The organism is Desulfoferrobacter suflitae (genome assembly GCF_022603395.1).
In the GTDB taxonomy this organism is placed as follows: domain Bacteria; phylum Desulfobacterota; class Syntrophobacteria; order Syntrophobacterales; family Syntrophobacteraceae; genus Desulfoferrobacter; species Desulfoferrobacter suflitae.
Window position 1 is genome coordinate 203,382 of sequence record NZ_JAIBKA010000005.1, and the last position, 20,463, is coordinate 223,844.

Annotated in this window: 17 protein-coding genes; 11 read left to right on the plus strand and 6 right to left on the minus strand. The window is 54.2% G+C overall.

Annotated features, from left to right (window positions below):
* The first annotated feature begins 51 nt into the window (after nucleotides 1-51).
* The 11 genes from tolA to K1V27_RS10705 all read left to right on the plus strand — a co-directional run bounded on the left by tolA (nucleotide 52) and on the right by K1V27_RS10705 (nucleotide 12,115).
* Nucleotides 52-990, plus strand: a complete 939-nt coding sequence (gene tolA, locus K1V27_RS10655) for a cell envelope integrity protein TolA (RefSeq protein WP_258929976.1) — start codon at nucleotides 52-54, stop codon at nucleotides 988-990.
* Nucleotides 991-1,191: 201 nt separating this feature from the next.
* Nucleotides 1,192-2,526 carry a Tol-Pal system beta propeller repeat protein TolB gene (tolB, locus tag K1V27_RS10660; protein ID WP_258929977.1) on the plus strand — a complete coding sequence of 445 codons (1,335 nt, stop codon included), beginning with the start codon at nucleotides 1,192-1,194 and terminating at the stop codon, nucleotides 2,524-2,526.
* A 136-nt stretch (nucleotides 2,527-2,662) separates the two neighbouring features.
* Nucleotides 2,663-3,229 carry a peptidoglycan-associated lipoprotein Pal gene (pal, locus tag K1V27_RS10665; RefSeq protein ID WP_258929978.1) on the plus strand — a complete coding sequence of 189 codons (567 nt, stop codon included), beginning with the start codon at nucleotides 2,663-2,665 and terminating at the stop codon, nucleotides 3,227-3,229.
* Between the two features lie 79 nt (nucleotides 3,230-3,308).
* Entirely contained in the window at nucleotides 3,309-4,085 is a 777-nt protein-coding gene (ybgF, locus tag K1V27_RS10670) for a tol-pal system protein YbgF (RefSeq protein WP_258929979.1), read from the plus strand.
* 181 nt (nucleotides 4,086-4,266) lie between these two features.
* The gene (locus tag K1V27_RS10675) at nucleotides 4,267-5,283 is read left to right on the plus strand and encodes an amino acid ABC transporter substrate-binding protein (RefSeq protein ID WP_353740563.1); all 1,017 of its coding nucleotides are present in this window, start codon (nucleotides 4,267-4,269) and stop codon (nucleotides 5,281-5,283) included.
* 250 nt (nucleotides 5,284-5,533) lie between these two features.
* The gene (locus K1V27_RS10680) at nucleotides 5,534-6,730 is read left to right on the plus strand and encodes an amino acid ABC transporter permease (protein WP_258930114.1); all 1,197 of its coding nucleotides are present in this window, start codon (nucleotides 5,534-5,536) and stop codon (nucleotides 6,728-6,730) included.
* Nucleotides 6,731-6,734: 4 nt separating this feature from the next.
* Nucleotides 6,735-7,823 (plus strand): amino acid ABC transporter permease, encoded by a 1,089-nt coding sequence (locus tag K1V27_RS10685; RefSeq protein WP_258929981.1) that lies wholly within the window; start codon nucleotides 6,735-6,737, stop codon nucleotides 7,821-7,823.
* 100 nt (nucleotides 7,824-7,923) lie between these two features.
* Nucleotides 7,924-8,682, plus strand: coding sequence for an amino acid ABC transporter ATP-binding protein (locus K1V27_RS10690; RefSeq protein WP_309574012.1), 759 nt, complete (start codon nucleotides 7,924-7,926; stop codon nucleotides 8,680-8,682).
* Between the two features lie 171 nt (nucleotides 8,683-8,853).
* Nucleotides 8,854-9,462, plus strand: coding sequence for a dihydropteroate synthase (locus K1V27_RS10695; protein WP_258929982.1), 609 nt, complete (start codon nucleotides 8,854-8,856; stop codon nucleotides 9,460-9,462).
* Between the two features lie 180 nt (nucleotides 9,463-9,642).
* Nucleotides 9,643-10,068 carry an OsmC family protein gene (locus K1V27_RS10700; RefSeq protein WP_258929983.1) on the plus strand — a complete coding sequence of 142 codons (426 nt, stop codon included), beginning with the start codon at nucleotides 9,643-9,645 and terminating at the stop codon, nucleotides 10,066-10,068.
* Between the two features lie 100 nt (nucleotides 10,069-10,168).
* The gene (locus K1V27_RS10705) at nucleotides 10,169-12,115 is read left to right on the plus strand and encodes an S-layer homology domain-containing protein (protein ID WP_258929984.1); all 1,947 of its coding nucleotides are present in this window, start codon (nucleotides 10,169-10,171) and stop codon (nucleotides 12,113-12,115) included.
* Between the two features lie 119 nt (nucleotides 12,116-12,234).
* Here the strand turns inward: K1V27_RS10705 and K1V27_RS10710 are convergent, their stop codons facing one another.
* The 6 genes from K1V27_RS10710 to K1V27_RS10735 form a co-directional block, all read right to left on the minus strand.
* Nucleotides 12,235-13,356 (minus strand): glycosyltransferase family 4 protein, encoded by a 1,122-nt coding sequence (locus K1V27_RS10710; RefSeq protein WP_258929985.1) that lies wholly within the window; start codon nucleotides 13,354-13,356, stop codon nucleotides 12,235-12,237.
* A 9-nt stretch (nucleotides 13,357-13,365) separates the two neighbouring features.
* Nucleotides 13,366-14,469 carry a glycosyltransferase family protein gene (locus tag K1V27_RS10715; RefSeq protein ID WP_258929986.1) on the minus strand — a complete coding sequence of 368 codons (1,104 nt, stop codon included), beginning with the start codon at nucleotides 14,467-14,469 and terminating at the stop codon, nucleotides 13,366-13,368.
* Nucleotides 14,462-15,382, minus strand: a complete 921-nt coding sequence (locus K1V27_RS10720) for a glycosyltransferase family 4 protein (protein WP_258929987.1) — start codon at nucleotides 15,380-15,382, stop codon at nucleotides 14,462-14,464. The genes K1V27_RS10715 and K1V27_RS10720 overlap by 8 nt, the downstream gene beginning before the upstream one ends.
* 37 nt (nucleotides 15,383-15,419) lie before the next feature.
* Complete coding sequence (gene wecB, locus K1V27_RS10725) at nucleotides 15,420-16,535, minus strand: non-hydrolyzing UDP-N-acetylglucosamine 2-epimerase (protein WP_258929988.1); 1,116 nt, start codon at nucleotides 16,533-16,535, stop codon at nucleotides 15,420-15,422.
* Nucleotides 16,536-16,612: 77 nt separating this feature from the next.
* A complete protein-coding gene (locus tag K1V27_RS10730) occupies nucleotides 16,613-17,671 on the minus strand; it encodes a glycosyltransferase family 4 protein (RefSeq protein ID WP_258929989.1) in 1,059 nt (352 codons plus the stop codon).
* A complete protein-coding gene (locus tag K1V27_RS10735; RefSeq protein WP_258929990.1) occupies nucleotides 17,668-20,460 on the minus strand; it encodes a polysaccharide pyruvyl transferase family protein in 2,793 nt (930 codons plus the stop codon). Before K1V27_RS10735 ends, K1V27_RS10730 begins: the two co-directional genes overlap by 4 nt.
* Between the last annotated feature and the right edge of the window lie 3 nt (nucleotides 20,461-20,463).

Consider the following 20,463-nt stretch of genomic DNA (forward strand, 5'->3'; position numbering starts at 1 on the left):
TTGCCCAATGCGGAAAATGCAGCCATGGAAAGACCTTGAAGGATTTGTCTCATGGAAGCTTTGTCTCTGGCACCCCGCAAATTGTCTGGAGGCGATCTGTCGATAGCCATTGGATTGTCTCTTCTGGCACACGCGGCAATTGTATTTTTGGCGTTGTTCTTGCCTCAGCTGATGCCCCGCAAGACAACGCCGATCTCCTTTTATACCGTAGACCTGGTCACCATGGACGAATTGAAGGGACCGGCTGCACCGCCCTTGAAGGGAGGAAAAACCTCACAGGCCAGGAGCCGGGAAGCCAAAAGCAGCCCGCCGAAGGCCAGCGCCGCGCGAACAACATCCTCCTCCTCTTCGCCGCTGGTCCCGGTTAAGCGTCTGCGGTTCGACGATTCTCCCCGCAAGTCCGCAAGCGGTTTGAAGAAAATGGAAGCCGCCGATTTGCCAAAGCTGGAAAGCAAGGCTGCTCCCTCCAAGTCATTGGAAAAGGATCTTGAAAAACTGACCAAGAAACCGAAAACCGCCGCTCCTCCAAGCCCGGCAGTGGATACTTCACAGGAAGCCGCCGCTTCTTCCCCTGCAGAGAAACCCTCGCAGGAGGCCGGTGGCGGTGAAGGGTCATCCGGTAGTGGCAGTAGCGATACTGCCGGCACTGCACAAGGGAGCGCCAATGGGTCCAGCCAGGCGAATGCCGGGGGAGCGCAAGTCGGACTGGCTCGGCGCCTTTATTACACCGAGGTATGGAATGCAATCCGGAGCAAATGGGTTCTGCCCGATTTTTTGCAGGACAAGGACCTGGAGGCGGTGCTGGTAGTAACGGTCAGGCGTGACGGCAAAATTTTGACTATTAGGTTTGAAAAAAAGTCCGGCAATGCAATGTATGACGAGTCCGTCGAGAGAGCGGTGAAGAAGGCCGATCCTTTGCCTCCCTTCCCTGCCATCTACAGTCCACCCGAAGAACAAATCGGGGTTCGTTTCAAACCCGAGGATTTATAGGGGGTCTGTCCGAAGGTTGCATGGGGATGCTTTTCAGACCTTCCGACGAGTCCCAAATCGAAATCCGGAGCAGGCGCCGGAGTGCGGCAATCACGCGGTCCCCTGGATCACGCCTTGTGTAGGAACGACGCTGATCCGGCATGTTCGGAGATCCTCCCGGGCGTGGCCGACTGGTATGAACTGAAAGGAAGTAGTGAGCGAATGAAAGGTAGATACGCAATTCCCCGCGTCACAATGAGCACCATACTGGTTCTTCTGGCATTCTTGTATCCCGTCGCACACGCTCATGCTCAGACCGTTTACATAGACATCACACAGCCGAGCTTTGAGAGATTGCCGATTGCTATTCCCGACTTCAAGTATCTGACGCCGGCCCAAACGGAACTGGCCGCTCAGACGGCCAAGACCCTGGCGGATGATCTGGACTATTCCGGGATCTTCCGAGCGCTCGATCCGCGCGGATTTCTGCAGAATTCCCAGGAGATAGGTCTGACTCAAAGCGACATTCAATTCAGTGAATGGCGCAGATTGGGTGCCGAATTCCTGGTGAGGGGAGCTTACCAGGTACAGGGTTCTTCACTGAAAATGGAGATGCGCCTGTTCGACGTGGTCGCAGACCGCATGATAATCGGCAAGGTGTATGAAGGGCCGACCCAGGACTGGCGTGCCATGATACATCGATTCGCCGATGAAATCCTGCTGGCTCTAACGGGGGAGCGGGGAGCGTTCGGCACCAGGATCGCCTTCGTGCAAGCTCAGGGCGAGAATAAAGAAATCTACCTGATCGACTTTGACGGCAGCAATCCTGTGCAGGTGACCCGCGATGACAGCCTGGCACTGGGGCCCGCCTGGAGCTCCGACGGAAGCCGGCTGGCCTATGTGAGCTACAAGGAAGGGGGACCCAAGATTTTTATTACGAACCTCCTGAGCGGGGCTCAGCACCTGCTTTGTGGGTATCCGGGGCTGAATATGTCACCCGCCTGGCGGCCAAACAGCCAGGATCTAGCGGTTACTCTCTCCAAAGACGGCAATCCGGACATCTATTTGGTGTCGTCAACGGGTGCGGTGATCCGCAAGCTTGTTCAAAGTTACTCGATCAATGTCTCGCCAAGCTGGTCGCCGGACGGCACTAAACTGGCGTATGTTTCGAGCGAAACCGGCAAGCCCCAGGTGTATGTGCTTGATCTGGGCAGCGGCAACCGACAGCGCATTACCTTCAGCGGTGACTACAATACCTCGCCGGCCTGGTCACCGAAGGGGGATTGGATCGCATACAGCGGCTTATCCGGAGGACGTCACAACATCTTCGTAATCCGTCCCGACGGAAGTCAGGTACGCCAGCTCACCCACGGCGAAGGGGATAATGAATCACCCACCTGGTCGCCGGATGGGCGCATGCTGGCCTTCAGTTCAACACGCCAGGGAAATTCCTCCATTTGGGTGCTGCTGATGAATGGTACCGGCGTAAGGCGTCTCACCAATCTCGGGGGCAGCCAGGAAATGCCGGAATGGTCACCCCGTCTGGGCACGCGCTAGGCCCGCGAACAGGGGCTGCTTTACCCACCGAAAATCAGCTTTTGGAAAGCGGCACGGGGGGAGCGGTTGCGATAGGCTTTGAGTTGATTAAATCCTACAAAAATTATAATAACTTGAACAACCGAGGAGGGCACAGATGATGAGATGGCGTACTGTCAGTTTTACCGGCATGGTGTTGCTGTTTGTTTGGCTCATGGGCCTGGGAGCATGCTCCAAGAAGGCTGTCCCGGTGGAACCGGGAGCGGGCCCGGCGGGTGAGGGGACCGCGGGGATATCCGGCGAAAGTATTCCGGCGGATGAAGCGAAATGGCGCGAATTGGGACTCTATAGTGAGCCCGAGCGAATAGAATTTCAGGAAAAGGCACAAGTATTTGAAAATCAAGATATTTATTTTGGATTCGACGCTTATGTCCTCACCGAGGACGCCAAGGCGGTTCTGGCCAGCAAAGCCGAATTCCTGAAACGCTACCCTAAAGTGAGGATCCATATCGAAGGGCATTGCGATGACCGTGGAACCAGCGAATACAATCTCGCTTTGGGAGAGAAGCGCGCCCATAGTGCCTACCAGTACCTGAATAACCTGGGAATTGAAGCACAGCGCATGACTACAATCAGCTATGGAGAAGAGCGGCCGATAGCCATGGGGCAGAATGAGGAGGCCTGGGCAAGAAACCGTAGAGATCATTTTGTGATCAATTACTAACGCAGGCCTTTGCGGCTCTTCCGAAAATCTTTCGGCGACCAGGTATGTCCCCGACGCCCAGATGAAAGGATGGATGCCCATGAAGCGCAAATACCACCAGAGGACAGGACAGATTTGTCTACTCCTGCTGGCCGCGACTCTCTGTTGGGGCTGTGCCACGCCCCAGGAGACGGCCAATCTGCAACAGAGCATCAATATATTGTTCGACCGGGTACAAAAGCTGGAAAATCAGGTTCAGGGCATGCAAGGAACGGAACAGAAAGCGGATCTTTACGCACGCATGGAAGAGTTGCAGGTAAAAATCGGCAGTCTCACCGGCCAGCTCGAAGAGCAACAACGGCAGATCAGCAGGCTGGGGACGGCTGCACCTGCCGCTGCGCCTCCTTCATCCAGTGCCGCCCCTGGCCCGTCCTACGCCGCCGCCCCATCAGCGGCCACCGAGCCTGCTGCAACTCCCAAGATTGTTATCAAGGAAGAGAAAAATCCTGAGAAGGCCATGTATGACAATGCACTGCAACTTTATCAGCAGGGCAAATTTTTGGAGGCAAGAAAAGAAGCGAAAAACTTCGTCGACAAATATCCCAAATCCGACCTGGCGGACAATGCACTGTTCCTCATAGGAGAGGCGTATTATTCGGAAAAGAGTTACAAAGAAGCGATAGAAAGCTATCAACAGCTGTTGGATCGGTACCCCAAAGGCAATAAGGTTCCGTCGGCACTGCTTAAACAGGCGGGCTCCTTTCAAAAACTCGGAGACGCCACAGCAGCGAGAATTCTTTATGAACGTATCGCGGAAAGCTATCCCGGCACGCCCCAAGCGCAACTCGCTGCCAAAGAGCTGAAGCAGCTGCCCTGATGACACTTCAGCGAGTGCGACACGACCGAGTGAGCGCGTTGCCATCCGGTATTCCCAAGAGGCATTAGGATGCCGCAGGTCCTCATGGGGCCTCGGCCTGGCAGACTCGGGATTGCGCAGCATCGAACCGAGATCCCGATTGAGGCAACTTCAAGGTCAAAAGGAGAATGGCATGAAAAGAATGAAAGTTACTGCTGTGACACTTCTGGTAACACTGCTCTTGATGGCTCCTGTCGCAGCCGGCGCCGGTGAAACGCTGGATGCCGTAAAGGCCCGCGGATACGTGATCGTTGGTGTCAATGGGGCGCTCTACGGCTTTGGAATGCCTGACGAGAAGGGAGTCTGGAGGGGGCTGGACGTGGATACCGGAAGGGCCATCGCGACGGCTGTTTTCGGCGATCCGGACAAGATCAAATTTGTTACATTGACCACCCAGACGCGCTTTACGGCCCTGCAGTCGAAAGAAATCGATGTCCTGTGCCGCAATGCCACCCGCACTCTAAGCCGCGAGACGGACCTGGGGCTGAACTTCGTGACGGTCAACTATTACGATGGGCAGGGCTTCCTGGTTCCCAGGAAACTGGGCATCAAGAGTGCTACCGAGCTCAACGGGGCGAGCGTTTGCGTGCTGCCCGGAACAACCACGGAACAGAATGTGGCGGATTATTTCAGGGCCAATAAGATGGAGATGAAGCCGGTCGTCATCGAGCAAAACACCGAGCTGAATCAAGCGTTCTTTTCCGGACGCTGCGATGTGCTGACCTCAGATGCTTCCCAACTCGCCGGCATCCGCGCGGTGGCTCCCAACCCGGAGGACTATGTGGTGCTGCCGGAAATCATTTCCAAGGAGCCCCTCGCGCCGGCAGTGCGGCACGGCGATGACCAGTGGCGCGACATTGTAGATTTCTCTGTGTTGGCCATGATCAATGCCGAGGATCTCGGCATAAGCTCCAAGAATGTGGATGAGATGCTGAAAAACGAAGATCCCAATGTGAAACGCTTTCTCGGCGAGAATCCGGGCAATGGCAAAGCGCTTGGCCTGGACGAGAAATGGGCCTACAATATCGTCAAGAAGGTGGGCAATTACGCTGAAGTTTTTGAACGCAATGTGGGCATGGAGAGCAAACTGAAGATCGAGCGCGGACTGAATGCTCAGTGGAAAGACGGCGGTCTCATGTATTCTCCACCTTTCAAATAATCGCCGCGTGACGGCAGCCTGACTTTGGCGATTCGTGCCAAGCGCCTGGGGGCAAGCGTCATTCCGGCGCAATTCCGCCATGTCGGCTGATGATGAACGGAATCGCCGATGGGAGCGGTACAGGCTATTCTGTCTCTATGGGCCCCCCTTCTCCGAACGGGCCGCGAACGGCTCATCGGAGAGGGGGGACGGCACCTGAGACGGTGATTCTTCAAGATTCCCCGAGAGTAGAGAACAGGTTTTGAGTGCGGTGACGCCGGACCCCAAAGATCCCTCACAATTGACGCATTCCGCCGGCATACCCTTTTGGCATGACCCCGCCAAACGTTCCGTTGTCTACCAGGCGGTTGCCCTGGTGTTGGTATTCCTTGCCGGGTACTACATTTTCAGCAATACCCAGGCCAACCTGCGCCGCCAATCCATTGCAACGGGTTTTGGCTTTCTCCAGCGAGAGGCGGGCTTTGCCATAGGTGAGTCGATGATCAGCTATTCCGCTGCCAACACCTATGCAAGAGCGCTGTTCGTTGGAGTTTTGAACACGTTGCGGGTGGCTTTTGCCGGTATCGTGCTCACTGTTTTTCTGGGAATCATTGTCGGCATTGCCCGCCTTTCAACCAATTGGCTGGTATCACGACTGGCAGCCGCATACATCGAAGTGTTGCAGAATATCCCGGTGCTCCTGCAACTCTTCTTCTGGTACGCTATTTTCCATGATTCCCTGCCCTTGCCGAGACAGTCCTTCAATCCGTTGCCCGGGGTGTTTGTCAACAACCGCGGCTTTTATTTTCCCGTGCCGGCTTCCGATCCGGTTTATCCCTGGATGGGAGCTGCTCTTTTGGCGGCTTTGGCAGCGAGCTGGTTGATGCGCCGCTGGGCTAAAAAACGCCAGGATAAAACCGGGAAGAGATTCCCGGCTCTGCCCGTTGCTTTTGCCATGATTGTCGCCTTTCCTCTCGTGGTATGGACAACGGGAGGTGCTCCAACACACATGAATATGCCGCACCTGCGAGGCTTTAACTTTGCAGGGGGTATCTCCGTCAGCCCCGAATTTGCCGCCTTGCTGCTTGGACTGGTACTGTATACCTCGGCGTTTGTGGCTGAGATCGTTCGGGCAGGTATCCAGGCCATCTCCCGCGGTCAAACCGAGGCGGCGATGAGCCTTGGGTTACGGCCGGGGCTGGTGCTCACCCTCATTATCTTGCCGCAGGCCTTGAGGGTCATCATTCCACCGCTGACCAGCCAGATGCTGAACCTGACGAAGAACAGCTCCCTCGCGGTAGCCATCGGCTATCCGGACTTTGTCTCGGTCGCCAACACCACCATCAATCAGACCGGCCAGGCTATTGAAGGGGTACTGATGATCATGATCGTTTATCTCTTTTTCAGCCTGGCGACTTCGGCTTACATGAACTGGTACAACAAGAAGAAGGCACTGGTCGAGAGATAGCGCCATGGAAAAGTCAGCAGAAACCGTCGGCAGCGTTGATCTTAAACCGCCTGCGAGCGACGTTGGTGCTCTCGGGTGGATCAAGACCAACCTGTTCAACACCCCATTCAATTCCTTTCTGACCCTCTTGATCTTGTTGTGCCTCTATAAGACTGTGCCGCCCTTCATCAAATGGGCTTTCCTGGGGGGCGTCTGGTTCACCAATGGAGCACAGTGCAAGGTGGCGGAGGGGGCCTGCTGGTCGGTGGTTACACAGAATTTGCGCTTTATTCTGTTCGGCTTCTATCCCTACGAACAACAGTGGCGGCCTGCCGTCGCCATCGTTTTGCTCATCGGGTTCCTGCTTTACAGCCGCGAGAGACGCCATTGGAATCGGAAATTGTTGGTCGCCTGGCCGCTAGGGCTGGCCGTCATGGGATTCATCATGCGGGGCGGCATCTTCGGACTGCCCGTGGTGGAAACGACCAAATGGAGCGGCATTATCCTGACTCTGCTGCTCGCTATATTCGGCCTCACAGCGGCCTATCCGCTCGGTGTGCTGCTCGCGCTCGGGCGCCGCTCCCAATTGCCCGCCATAAAGATGCTCAGTGTAATCTACATCGAGCTCATCCGCGGGGTGCCCCTGATCAGTCTGCTGTTCATGGCTTCGGTTATGTTTCCCTTGTTTCTGCCCGAAGGGATCACGGTGGACAAAATATTGCGCGCACAGGTAGCGATCATTCTTTTCACTGCGGCCTACATCGCCGAAGTGGTTCGCGGAGGCTTACAGGCTATTCCCAAAGGGCAGTACGAAGCTGCAGAATCGCTGGGGCTCGATTATTATCAAAAGATGCGGCTCATCATCCTGCCTCAGGCCCTCAAGATCGTTATACCGCCAACGGTAAGCATTTTAATCTCGGCCTTTAAGGACACTTCCCTGGTTGTCATCATCGGTTTGTTCGATTTGCTGAAAACGACCCAGGTCACCCTGTCCAACCCCGAGTGGATGGGTTTCAGTGCAGAGGCTTATCTCTTCATCTCTCTGGTTTACTTTGCGGGTTGCTTTTCGATGTCCAATTTCAGCCGCCGGCTGGAAGATGAGCTGCGCACCTGAGAGCGCTCCATACGGGTCACCCATGTAAGTAATTTGCGTTCAAACCGTGGGGCTCGTGGTTCTCCCAACGAGTCGTCGCGTTTAAAAGGAAACTCATTTCATGGTTCAATCAACCGCATCAGCCTCGGAGACAATCATAGAAATCGTCGGGTTGCATAAATGGTTCGGCGACTTTCATGTGCTCAAAGACATCAACCTGCAGGTCAACCGGGGAGAACGGATTGTGATCTGCGGCCCTTCCGGATCGGGCAAATCCACCCTCATCCGCTGCATTAACCGTCTTGAAGAGCATCAGCGCGGCAAGATTGTCGTGGATAATATTGAGTTGACCAAGGACATAAAAAACATCGAGAAAATTAGAACGGAAGTGGGGATGGTTTTTCAACATTTCAATCTCTTTCCACACTTGACGATCCTGGAAAATTTGACTTTGGGCCCCATCTGGGTGCGCAAAACGGCCCGCGCTGAAGCCGAAGAGATCGCCATGTATTATTTGGAGAAGGTGCACATCGCCGAGCAGGCGCACAAGTATCCGGGACAGCTTTCGGGAGGGCAGCAGCAGCGTGTGGCTATTGCCCGCAGCCTGTGCATGAAGCCCAAAGTGATGCTGTTTGATGAGCCGACCAGTGCACTTGATCCGGAGATGGTCAAGGAAGTGCTGGATGTTATGATTGATCTCGCCCAGGAAGGAATGACCATGCTCGTGGTATCGCATGAGATGGGTTTTGCCAGGAGTGTTGCGCACCGTGTGCTGTTCATGGATTATGGTCAAATTCTTGAGCAGAACAGTCCTGAGGAATTTTTCAACAATCCCGGGCACGATCGAAGCAAGCTTTTCCTGAGCCAGATTCTTCACTGACGATGTTGCTCGCCGCAGACAATCTGCATGTGCTTAACCCGACGGTATCCAACGCTTTGAAGAAACTGGATGCCGGCCCCTTGCAGGACCTGGCGCTTCGCTGTGAACAAAGGGGGGCGCGCTGGATCGACCTGAACCCCGGTTTTTTTGGCGCCACGCCACGAAGACCGTATGGCCTTTATGGTCGAAGCAACCCAGGAAGCGACCAGTATGGGAATGATCCTGGACAGCCCCCATGCCCGGATTCTGGCGAGAGGCCTGGAACTATGCTCCAAGCCCCCTGTACTCAACGGTCTGACGCTGGAAGACCATAGAATAGCGGAAATTCTTCCCCTGGCGGTCCAACACAAAACTCAATTGATTGTGCTGCTGCTGGATGAAAACTCCGTCTCTCCCGCCGGCATGGAAGAGAAACTCGCCCTGGCCATCCAGTTGCGGCAAATCGCCCTGGAGGCAGGCATGGAACCGGACGACCTCATTTTTGATCCCCTGCTGCCCAATCTCAGCTGGCACGATGCACACTTGCGCGTGTCAGAGGCGGTCAAGACAGTGAGAATGCTGGCGAGCGGAGCGATTTTCCAGGAGCCGGTGCGCACCATAATAGGTCTTTCGAACCTGCGCAGCGGTCTCAAAAAATACTATTCCTCTCACCTGGAACAGGTTTGCCTGGCAATGTTTGCCGGCGCAGAACTGGAATGGGTGCTGGCAGATGCACTGGATGACGAGCTGGTTCAAACCTGGCGGCTTATCAATCAGATCAGCCGGAGTCGAGGAAGCTGAAGAAAAACGCACGGCAACTGCGGGCAGGCTCTCCTTCGGCCGACGTGCAGCAGTTACGATTGCTCCTGTGCAGTTTGTATACTGCAAACCCTTGTATTCCGCCCAAGTCTCCTTAGAATATTTCCCGGTGCGGTTCACGTTTTTTAATGACAATTGGCATGTCAACAAGGAGGAAATGTTATGAATCGCAAAGCTTCTGCACATTGGCAGGGAAGTCTCAAGGACGGCAAGGGCACGATCTCGACCCAAAGCCAGGTTTTGAACGCAACCCAGTACTCCTTCAAAACTCGATTTGAGGAGGGCAAAGGCACCAATCCGGAGGAACTGATCGGCGCCGCCCATGCGGGCTGCTTCTCGATGGCCCTTGCGGCTCAGCTGGGCGAGGCGGGCTTGACACCGGAGAGCATCAACACAACGGCAACGGTTACGTTGGAGAAGGTCGAGCAGGGTTTCGCCATAACCAAGATCCACCTCGATGTTTCTGCCAAAATACCCGGCGCTGCCGAGGGAGCGTTCCATAAGGCCGCCCTCAATGCCAAAGAAAACTGCCCGGTCTCACGCCTTTTCAAGGCTCAAATCACCATGGACGCCAAACTGCAAACCTAGCATCGAGACTCTCTCACCGAAAATTTTCCAGTTGCGGTCTTCCGCAAGGTACACGGTCTTTGAAAACTTCGACGACAGATTGAGGCGCAGGAAAACAGGCATGATGGAACCGGGGAGAAGATCCAGGACGAAGACTCAGCGACACTGCTGCTTTTGGGAGACCGCCGTTCTTTTCAGCATGGTCGTGGCACTTTACCATGCTCCTGTAGCAGCCGGTGTGGAGATCCATGTGCCGGATGACTTTGCTCTCATTCAAGGAGCTGTGGATGCGGCCTCCCAGGGCGACACAATCATCGTCAAGGATGGAACCTATTCCGAGAATGTAGAATTCAAAGGAAAAGCAGTGACGGTCCGGTCCGAAAACGGTCCACGGCACTGTATCGTTTATGGGCGGGATCACTCCAGGCCGGTGTTCAGTTTCGTCAACAACGAAGGTCATAGTTCCACTCTGGAAGGCTTGACCCTCACCGGCGGATCCTCCCCCCGCGGCGGCGGTATTTACTGCAGGCTTGCCTCGCCCACAATAAGAAACTGCATCATTGCGGAAAACAATGCACTTCGCCAGGAAGGAGACGATTCCGGCGGCGGTGGCATCTACCTGGATCAGTCAGGGGCCATCGTGGAAGATTGTTTGATACGAGAAAACACGGCAGGCGGCGGAGGTCATGGCGGGGGGGTATATCTGAGGAACTCTTTCGCAGTGATCAGAAGCTGCCGAATTATCGGGAACCTGGCCGTGGCCGCTGCAGCCCTGCCGGGGAGCGGCCGGGGGGGAGGCATTTACACCAGTTCTTACGCAGCAGCATCCCAGCCCACCATAGAAAACTGCCTGATCGCTGAAAATATGGCTTCGGGTGATGAAATCGATGATCCCGGGCGGGGCGGCGGCATGTACTGCCGACACTCTTCGCCCACCATTTCCAAGTGCACCATAATCGGCAACCTGGCCGTTGGAGCTCCAGGCAGCCAGGGCCGCGGCGGCGGCATAGGCTGCCGCAGCGGGTCGTCGCCAACCATTGTGAACAGCGTCATTGCCAACAACCTGGCCATCGGATGGCTGCAACCTGACAGCGGAAGCTACACTCCGGGACACGGAGGAGGTCTTTACTGCCGGGAAGATTCGTCGCCAACGGTTGTCAACTGTACCATCGCATACAATGCCAACGCTCTGGTGACAACCGCCGGCCAGGACGGAGCAGGAATCTGCCTGCGCGACCATGCGACCGCGCTCGTGACCAATGCAATCCTGTGGGGAAATGATCCCGTTCAAATCAGTTCCGATGGTGCTCAACCCGCCGTTTCCTTTTCGAACGTGCAGGGCGGTTATCCGGGCAACGGCAACATAAGCGCGGATCCGCAATTTTTGGGTGGGGAGGATTACCATTTGTCCGCCGATTCTCCCTGCATTGATGTCGCTACCCCAACGGGCGCTCCCGCCCACGACATTGACGGGGAATCGAGACCCTGGGCGGCAGCCTATGATATGGGCGCAGACGAATTCATGCAGATTTTTGCCGATGTGGCACCCGAGGATTGGGCGGACAAGTATCTGCGTTCCCTATTCTATTCGGGCATCACCAAAGGCTGCGATGCGGCCCGTTACTGTCCCGGAGAACCGGTGACCCGAGCTCAGATGGCCGTTTTCATTGTCAGAGCAATGGACGGTGAAGATTTCGCGAGCTCTTCGGATCCATACTTTTCCGACGTCACATCCAGCTCTTGGGCTTTTGGATACATTCAGAGACTGCGAGAGCTGGAGATCACCACCGGCTACCCGGACGGCCGGTACGGCCCCGAGGATCTGGTCACTCGAGAGCAAATGGCCTCTTTTCTAATCCGAGCCATTGAGGGAAATGATCCTACCTGTTCTCCCCACCCTTATTTTTCTGATGTACCCGCAGGTCACTGGGCCTTTGCATACATTCAGCGATTAAAGGAGCTGGGGGTCACCACTGGCTGCACGACAACCGATTATTGCCCGGCGGACTTGGTCAGTCGCGATCAAATGGCGGCATTTCTGGCCAGGGCCTTCCTGGATATTCCCTGAACCGGTCCGGCGAACCCACACCATCCCGCGCAAAACACCCTGGTGCTGCAGGTGCCAAGCGGTTCAAATCACCTATTCAGAAACGGCCCGGCCGAGTGTACAAAGTGACCTCAAAATCCTCAACCATCGTGGCCTGCCTCCGTTTCACGGACAATGCTCGACAGAAATGAGTCAAATTGCCGGGCAAGGTCATCCCAGGTGAAGTTGGACGCGTATTTCCTTCCCCTCTCCCCAAATACTTTTCTCAGTCCCGGGTCTTCCATTGCCGAGCAAATTTTCCTGGCTAAATCGTCGGCGGATCCCCTCGCAAAAGCCAGCCCCAGCCCTTCACGCGTCACGTACTGCAGCTCGGGAATGTCGCTCACAATAACCGGTTTGCAGCAGGCATGGGCTTCCATAAGACTCACAGGGTGCGCCTCATGCCGGGAGGGCAGCACGAATAATTTGGCGTCAGCCAGCAGCCTTGTCCTTTGCCGGCCTGTAACAAAGCCGGCATAAAGCACCCTTTTCCTCAATCGGCAGGGAATGAGAGCCAGCAGATCATCCACTCGAGTTGCCTCGTGCCCGGCGAGCACCAGCCTGGTCCGAGGGAATCTGTCCGCCACTGAGCCAAAAGCTCGCAACAGGAGATCCAGGCCTTTGGTATAGGAGTCGATGCGACTGAAAAAGAGGATATAGTCGTCTTCCCTGACGGCAACATCCAATAGCCTGGCATCAATTCCATTGGGGATGACCGCGTGCCTGCATGAATTGAACGGTCCCTTGAGGCTATGCAGTCCGGTCACAAAAATGAAGTTGCTGAAGAGCCTTGGATAAAGATTTTCCACGAGATGCATCGGCAAACTCAGGTAGGCGGGAAATTTCTGGTGGGCATGGACCCCCATGAGACCCTGCATTTGCAGCACAACGGGCCGGTGGGTAAAAAGCATACTGAAAAAAGGGGTGGCCGGCAAAAAGTTTTCCACGACAATACTGTAGCGATGTGCCTCACTGCTGAGGTATTGTGCCGCCCGAAAAGTATATGCGGCAACACTTTTGATGAGACCGGGGTGCTCGATTCCCACAAACCGATGCTGCAAGCCTTTGATGATTCCGTCCCTTGCCCCCGGGTATTTCATGCACAGCAACGTGATCTCGTGCTTGCGAGCCAGGCGCTCATACAGCTCGTAGGCTCTTACTCCCGCGCCACCAAACCCAAAAGGACTTCCAAAGCTTTCATAAATCAGCTGAAGTATTTTCATCGAAGATTTTCATCTCATTAATGATCGATAGCTCGAAACCAGCCGGTCGGCCATGCATGGCCAGTTGAATTCACTTCGAGCCAAGTTGCGGCAATTTCTACAATACTCGTGGTAGCGACGAGCATCCTGTTGGAGGAGAACCAGGGCTTTCTCCAGCTGTCGTTCGTCTCCGTAGCTGATCAGTTCACCTATGCGGTGCGCTTGGATAAAGTCAGCCATGCTGGTGCCGACATTGGAAATGATAGGTTTTTCGAGCGTTATGGCTTCGAACAATTTGTTGGGACTGGCGAACCTGTGATTGGCAATCGCCGGATCGTAAAAAGCGAGAATGAGCAGTGACTTCTGCTCGTTCTCGATGACTTTCCTGTACTCAATTCTTCCCGCAAAGCGGATGTTCGAAAAAGCTTGGCAATGGTCCACGATCAGCCGTTCGAGTGGTCCCCAGCCGGCCAGCTCAAGAGTCCACGCGGGATGGCGTGCAAATACGTTGAGAAGAGCCTCGATCATTCTCTCCCGGGAGAGCATGCCGGCATAGAAGAAGTAATTAGGGTCCACCGCTCCTGCTGCAGTCACCTCAACATTTGGAATGTTGTACAGATAGAGAACATTCTTGGGCTTTGCCGGCCTGATCTGAGCCATTCGAACTCGGTCCACCAGAATCACCAGATCGGCCAGGCCGATAAGCGTCTTGTCGATGCGGGAGACAAGTCCATGGATGGTGGAATTCTGCGCAAATGTGTCCGCGTAAAAATCAAAAATGTCGTAGACCACTTGACGACGCTTGAGCCTGGCTGCCAGAAGGGCGGGCGGATAGGTGTCAAAATCGCATGCATGAACGATGTGGAATGGGTGAAACAAGAGATAACCAAACAGGTACACCCACCATATCAGTAGAGTAATCGTCAAGACAATCGGACTGTCCGCTCCGGGCAATAAAACTCTCTTGACTCTCCCGAAAGGCATGGTTTCCTCAGGTCTGCTCCGACCCGTCCGGTCGCGGGCAAGAATCAGGACATCTGCCATGGAACAGAGAGCGGCCGCCTCTTTTTCAACTCTCGGGTCGGGATCGACGGGGTTGGACCTGAGGATGATGATTTTGGGTCGGTTAGACATTTTGGTAGATTGAAATCCATTTCTGCACCACTCGGTCGAAAAAGAATGGCGCTGCAGCCTTGCGGGCCAGTTCAGAATTGGCTATTCGGGATGCCGGGGCGGCAAGCAATTGCTCCAATTTCTCGCCATAAGTGCGATGATTATTTGCCAGCAGTTCAGCCGGGACAATTTCAGGGATGCCTCCGACACCGTTGGTCAACACGGGCAAACCGCTTGCCATTGCATCCAGCAAAGCTATGGGTTGGACGTCTTGCTGCGAGTAGTAACAAAAGATATCGATCTGCTCAAAAAACTCTTCTTTTGGGACAAAACCAAGGAATACGGTCTCGGGAAAAATTTCCTTCGCCTTGCCGACATACTCGGTGAACAGTTTCCCGTCTCCCCCAATCACTACCTGTCCTCGAAAGGAGATGTTCCTGGCGATCCTGGCCAGCTCCAATATCCCTTCAGCCTTTTGCCTGAAGTTGAAATTGGACAATAGGCCCAACCGAGGGAGAGTTCCCAATCGGAAGTCTTGTTTGATGAACGTCGGCCGTTCAATCCCGTTTTCCACAACACAAGCGGCCCCAAGTCCCAGGGTTTCTTTGAGAAAATTGTTCGGAACGGTGGTGACGGTGGCTCTCCTTATGGCAAGAGGATAGAATTTCCCCCACGGATTGGCTTCACTTCTAAAATCTCCGTGGATCGTCAGAACATACTTCCGCGAACGCGGGCGGCTGACAAACGGCAGGCTGGAATGTACGATGAAGCGGTCCAACGGTTCCCGGAAATAATCCCTGAGAGTGTCCTTGACCGCTGCACCAACGCCGTTTTTCTCCAGCTCCCGCGCCAGGTTGCAGGCCCAAATCTTGGGGCCTCCGGCGCGCAAAGGAGCATACAGGCTGACCGCAAAATTGTGGGGTGTTATGGTCAATGGAAATTCCTGCTCTACTGCCCGTTATCGTGCATGGTCACCGGGGGTGCCGTTGCCAGATCGCGCAGATTCTCCGGCTGGCTTCACCGTCCCCATAGGGGTTGACGGCTTTGGCCATGGCTTCATAGACTTGGGGATCGGTCAAGAGTTTTACGGTCTCGGCTATGATCTTATCCGTCTCGGTGCCGACCAGCTTTGCGGTGCCGGCGGCTATCCCCTCGACTCTTTCGGTCACATCGCGCATCACCAAAACCGGTTTGCCCAGGGAGGGGGCTTCTTCCTGAACGCCGCCGGAATCCGTGAGGATGATGTGGCTTTGGTTCATCAGCCACACAAAAGCCGCATAGTCGAGGGGTTCTATCAGGTGAACATTGGAGCGACCCTGCAGCATATCAAACACCGGTTTGCGTACATTGGGATTGAGATGCACCGGATAGACCAGCTCCACATCAGCACTCTCGGATATTCTCCGCAGTGCTCGGCAAATGTTTTCAAACGGCTTGCCGAAGCTCTCGCGACGGTGACCCGTTACCGTTATGATGCGCTTGCTGAAGTCTATGCCGGCGAGCGCTGGAAAATCCCTTATGGTCTTACCCGTCAACTTGTCCAGGCAAAGAAACAGGGCATCAATGCTCGTGTTTCCAACCACAAAAATGTTCTTTTCAGCAATATTTTCACGCAACAGGTTTTCTCTTGCCCGATCGGTGGGTGCCAAATGGAGGTCTGACAGATGGGTGGTCAAGACCCTGTTCATCTCTTCCGGAAATGGGGATTCCTTGTTAAAGCTGCGCAGGCCGGCCTCGAGGTGGGCCACCTTCACGCGCTGGTAAAATGCCGCCAGTGCCCCGGCAAAGGTGGTGGTGGTGTCCCCCTGCACCACAAGCCAGTCCGGTTTACACGCAACAAGGATTTCTTGCACCCCGCGCAACACGGCCTCGGTGATTTGCGATAGATTTTGGTTCGGCTGCATGAGGTTCAGGTCAAAATCCGGCTTGATCCCGAAGAAATTTAGCACCTGGTCGAGCATTTCCCGGTGCTGAGCGGAAACGCAGATCTTCACGTCAAATGAATGTCGATCGCGTTTGAGTTCATGAATCAATGGGGCCATCTTGATGGCCTCGGGCCGTGTGCCGAAAAAGAAAAGAATTTTCATGCAGTCTCCGCAATATCAGGTGGAACCGGTGGCGGGATACGCGCCCACGCGTGCTTCAAGGTGAGCTCATGAGCTGTTCAAGGGAGGTATCTTTCGGTCAGCTCCTGCCATCCCCTGATGAAGCCCGCGTGCCCCATCTCCCTCGCATACGCATGCATGTGATCCTGCTTTTCATCCCACCGGGCAAGCAACTGCAGCATCTTATCCGCAGCTTCCTTTATGTTGGTGAGAGAATACAGGCAATCCGCATCTCCCTGCAGCAGGGCCCGGTGTTCGGGAATGTCCGACGCCAGCACTGGAACTCCGCTCACGATGCCCTCGGCAACCACCATTCCAAATGACTCAGCCTTGGACGGGGCAAAAAACATTCCCCTGTGTGCACGCAGAAAGGCAAAAAAGTCAGTGACCTTATCGTAGCTTATTTTCGATCTGACAATGGTCCGATCGATGATGCCCGATTCTTCGATCAGTTGAATGAATTGATCCTCGGTGGCACCAGCCCCAACGATTACGTAAAACACGTCATCCCTGCCTTTAAGGCGGGTAAAAACCTTCAAGGCTTCATCGATGTTTTTCAACGAATCGAGCCTTGCCATGTAGGCAATGGGTCTTTTGGCATAGATCTTCGCACTCTCTTGTCGTGCACAATCAAAAAAAATTCTCGGCACACTGTTGGGAAGAACCTGCAGAGGAATGTCATTTCTCAATTCATGCTCGATGGTGCGGGCGAAAGTTTTCGAAGGCACGATGATCGCTTTTACTTTGTCGCTCAAGGAGCTCAAGTATCTCCTGTTTTGGACATAGGGAGTGTGGCACTCGACAAAGAAATTATTCACCTTTTCCAGAGCTTCGAAGCAGGAAGGCGTGTCAATGTTGAAAACCATGTCGTACTGAGCTAAATCGACGAACGAAGCCATGTCCTGGTCTTTCTTTTCCGGCACCATTGCGTGCAGATAGTGGGTCAGGTCATTGCGCTCGAGGTACACGACCAGGTCCTGGAAAGCTCCGACGTCATGTAAAAACAGGACGTCGATGTGGATATCCATCTGGTATTCCCTGAAAGCCTCGGCGCGGTTCAAGATCACTCTTTCCACTCCGCCAAATGTGCAATAGCTGTATACATAAAGGATTTTCATAGCGGTCCGCACCTCAGCTGGTCCGGCAGAAGCTTGAAACGTTCTTCCCATGTGCACTGTGTGAGGAAATCGTCCAGGATCGAACGGTTCATCCCCCCACTTCGTTTCAGACAGGCCAGACGCCTGACGGCCTGTTCGGCTTCCGTCACACTCGAACCAACATCCACGTAGGGGAAACCTTCCAGGTGGCTGATGCCCCTTACCATGACCGGCAGTCCAAAATACAGGTATTCGTAAATCTTGATGGGATCTACCGACTCACTCAGGAGGGTCGGCAGGAATGGTATGATGGCCACGTCCCAGCCGGTTACATGTTGACTGAGGCTGGAGGGATGGACTCTGCCGATAAGCTCGATGTTGAAAAACCGGGCGGCTTTGGACCTCGTTTCGGCCGATTCCCCATAACCGATGAGGTGAAAGTGAAAGTCCGAAACCCGCTGCGCCATTTTGAAAATGAAGTCCCAGTCGAACCAGGATTCGGTGAGGTGACCAAAATAGCCGATGCAGATCGGCTCATCGGGTTTTTTGCTGACCAGTTCCGGCTTCATGCCTATCAGATCCTGCGAAAAGCCATTGCGCATCAGTTGAATGTCTTCTCTCAGGTCGGAAAAGTATTTTATCAAAGGAGGAGAGACGGCCGTTACAACATCTGCATTCATCAGTATGGCTCGCTCATGCTCGGGGCGAAACCATGGAGCCTGGCCCGTTGCGTTGAATTCTTTCCAATGGTCTATGATGTCGTAGAGTATTCCATAGCCGTTGTGTTTCATCTGAAGCATGATGGGATAAAAGCTGGGATGCGGGAATTCTATGATGAACCATTTGTGCGCATGGGATAGATTGGTTAAGGCAACCGGGTGTTCGAGAAAATAATCCATCGGCACCTGGAAAATGTTTTCATATACCTCCTCGCATGTGCCCGGCAGCTGGTCGGATGGTGACCACCGCCAGGCGATGTAGATCACACAGTTGCCTTGCTTTGCAAGACACTTGGACAGGTTGATAGCCCTTTGGTTATAGAATTCATCGAAGGGAAAGGTAGACGCAACAATGAATATGCCTTTCTGCACCCTGCTCTGAATCAACTGGCTCAATGCCTTGAGCCGGCTTGCCACCCTGCCCTGTTCCTGCGGGTTTGAGTCGCGGTCATGGCGGTCTGCGTGACTCCTGAAGGAGAGCAATCTATTGAACAGATTTTCGATGAATCGGTTGGCTGAGGTGTTGAAAAGGAACTTTCCATACATCTGCCCCAGCCGCCATGTCATCGACCGATGTATCAGGTTCAGTTCGTTTTTCGCGGACACCAGCTCGTTGTGCAGTTTTTGGATGGTCCCTTTGAGCTCGTTATTCTCCTGCTTCATGCCTTCAACTTCGACATGCAGCCTGGCAACAGCCGCTTTGTTGTCATTCAGGTCGGTCTGCAGGACCGAGGCAATCTCCTCGATCTCACGTTCCAGAATTTCAATTCTCTGCTGTTTATGCTCCGATTGTTCCCTTTCCCGTTGCAGGCCCGCTACCAGAGACTTCACGTCCAGGCTTGCATAGGGCCCCTCCTCACAGAGAAATCCTTGCCTCTCTTGTTTCCTCGCAGCCTGGTGCGGAAGCCTTTGGGCACTTGACTTTTCAAGCAAATCATCCAGCAGGTCAAAGGATAACCGGGCGCGTTTCTGCAGGTCGATCTTCCTGCTCCGGATCAGTTCGCAATAGTGAGCATAGCCATTCACCACGCTGCGCATCGCAGAACCAATAAGAGCGGCATCGAGGTCGGGGATATCCGCCGCCAGGTCCGGAATACCTGCGTCGTTCATGAGACTGGTGCACTTGTTGTCATAGGAAATGGAGATCACCGGGATTTCATTCAGGATACAGAACAAAAGGAAGTGATATCGCATGCCTATTCCGAAACGAGCATGTCCGATGAGATCCAGTGCGGTTTGCGGGGTGAGTTGATCATCGCAGACAACCAATCTGTCTCGCATGCCCCCCTCGATTTTTTCGAGCAGCTCCACCGCCAGGTTGGAATCGGTGACGGGATAATCCGATTCCAGGTTTTGAAAAGGAACGAATAAAATCTTGAGATCCTTGAGTTCAACCGGCATGTTTGAAAGCACTGCAGCCATCTCGCTAACGGTTTTGTCTTGCCGGCCGGCATCCACCAGCTCTCGTAAAGAGAGCACCAGGAATTGTTTGGACTTCAAACCATATTTGCTTAACAGACGCAGGACTTCCTGATTTTGCTGCGGTCGCATAACAAAGGCAGCGTCCGCCGCCAGGTGAACATTCGAATGGGGAGCCAGATGTTGTGCCCATTTCAAGGAATAGTGATCGCGCACAGTGATGAGATCGGCTGACGTCAAAAGAAACGAACAGAAATGCTTCATGGCTTGGGAATAAAAGGGTCCCAGACCATTGGCCAGGAACACCAGGACTTTGTGGTAGAAAGAAGCCAGCAGGGGAACGATTCCATACGCGCTGACCTTGCCCTCGGGATATCCGTAGGGATTGCTAAAAAACTGTGCTGCGGTAACGTGATAATAGGCAATTCCGGGGATTTCCTGATAGGCGCCGCCGGCCGCTGCAATCACCATATCGCAGGCAGCTATGGTGTGCTCAAGGGCTTCCACGTCGAAAAAAGCGACCGCCGGAAGTCCGTGAAGGCGTTCTGTTCTTGGTGGATCGAGCGATACCACGGTCACTTCATGCCCCTTCAAGGCACTGGCTACCGCAAAGAGGATGCTCTCATCCCCTAAATTTTGGTGCCCGAAATAACCGGTTACAACAATTTTCATCGA

What these genes read in the sequence shown, in the direction of transcription:
- tolA (WP_258929976.1), top strand. Translation starts at nt 52, where the DNA reads ATGGAAGCTTTGTCTCTGGCACCCCGCAAATTGTCTGGAGGCGATCTG.
- tolB (WP_258929977.1), top strand. Translation starts at nt 1,192, where the DNA reads ATGAAAGGTAGATACGCAATTCCCCGCGTCACAATGAGCACCATACTG.
- pal (WP_258929978.1), top strand. Translation starts at nt 2,663, where the DNA reads ATGATGAGATGGCGTACTGTCAGTTTTACCGGCATGGTGTTGCTGTTT.
- ybgF (WP_258929979.1), top strand. Translation starts at nt 3,309, where the DNA reads ATGAAGCGCAAATACCACCAGAGGACAGGACAGATTTGTCTACTCCTG.
- K1V27_RS10675 (WP_353740563.1), top strand. Translation starts at nt 4,267, where the DNA reads ATGAAAGTTACTGCTGTGACACTTCTGGTAACACTGCTCTTGATGGCT.
- K1V27_RS10685 (WP_258929981.1), top strand. Translation starts at nt 6,735, where the DNA reads ATGGAAAAGTCAGCAGAAACCGTCGGCAGCGTTGATCTTAAACCGCCT.
- K1V27_RS10690 (WP_309574012.1), top strand. Translation starts at nt 7,924, where the DNA reads ATGGTTCAATCAACCGCATCAGCCTCGGAGACAATCATAGAAATCGTC.
- K1V27_RS10695 (WP_258929982.1), top strand. Translation starts at nt 8,854, where the DNA reads ATGGCCTTTATGGTCGAAGCAACCCAGGAAGCGACCAGTATGGGAATG.
- K1V27_RS10700 (WP_258929983.1), top strand. Translation starts at nt 9,643, where the DNA reads ATGAATCGCAAAGCTTCTGCACATTGGCAGGGAAGTCTCAAGGACGGC.
- K1V27_RS10705 (WP_258929984.1), top strand. Translation starts at nt 10,169, where the DNA reads ATGATGGAACCGGGGAGAAGATCCAGGACGAAGACTCAGCGACACTGC.
- K1V27_RS10710 (WP_258929985.1), bottom strand. Translation starts at nt 13,356, where the DNA reads ATGAAAATACTTCAGCTGATTTATGAAAGCTTTGGAAGTCCTTTTGGG.
- K1V27_RS10715 (WP_258929986.1), bottom strand. Translation starts at nt 14,469, where the DNA reads ATGTCTAACCGACCCAAAATCATCATCCTCAGGTCCAACCCCGTCGAT.
- wecB (WP_258929988.1), bottom strand. Translation starts at nt 16,535, where the DNA reads ATGAAAATTCTTTTCTTTTTCGGCACACGGCCCGAGGCCATCAAGATG.
- K1V27_RS10730 (WP_258929989.1), bottom strand. Translation starts at nt 17,671, where the DNA reads ATGAAAATCCTTTATGTATACAGCTATTGCACATTTGGCGGAGTGGAA.
- K1V27_RS10735 (WP_258929990.1), bottom strand. Translation starts at nt 20,460, where the DNA reads ATGAAAATTGTTGTAACCGGTTATTTCGGGCACCAAAATTTAGGGGAT.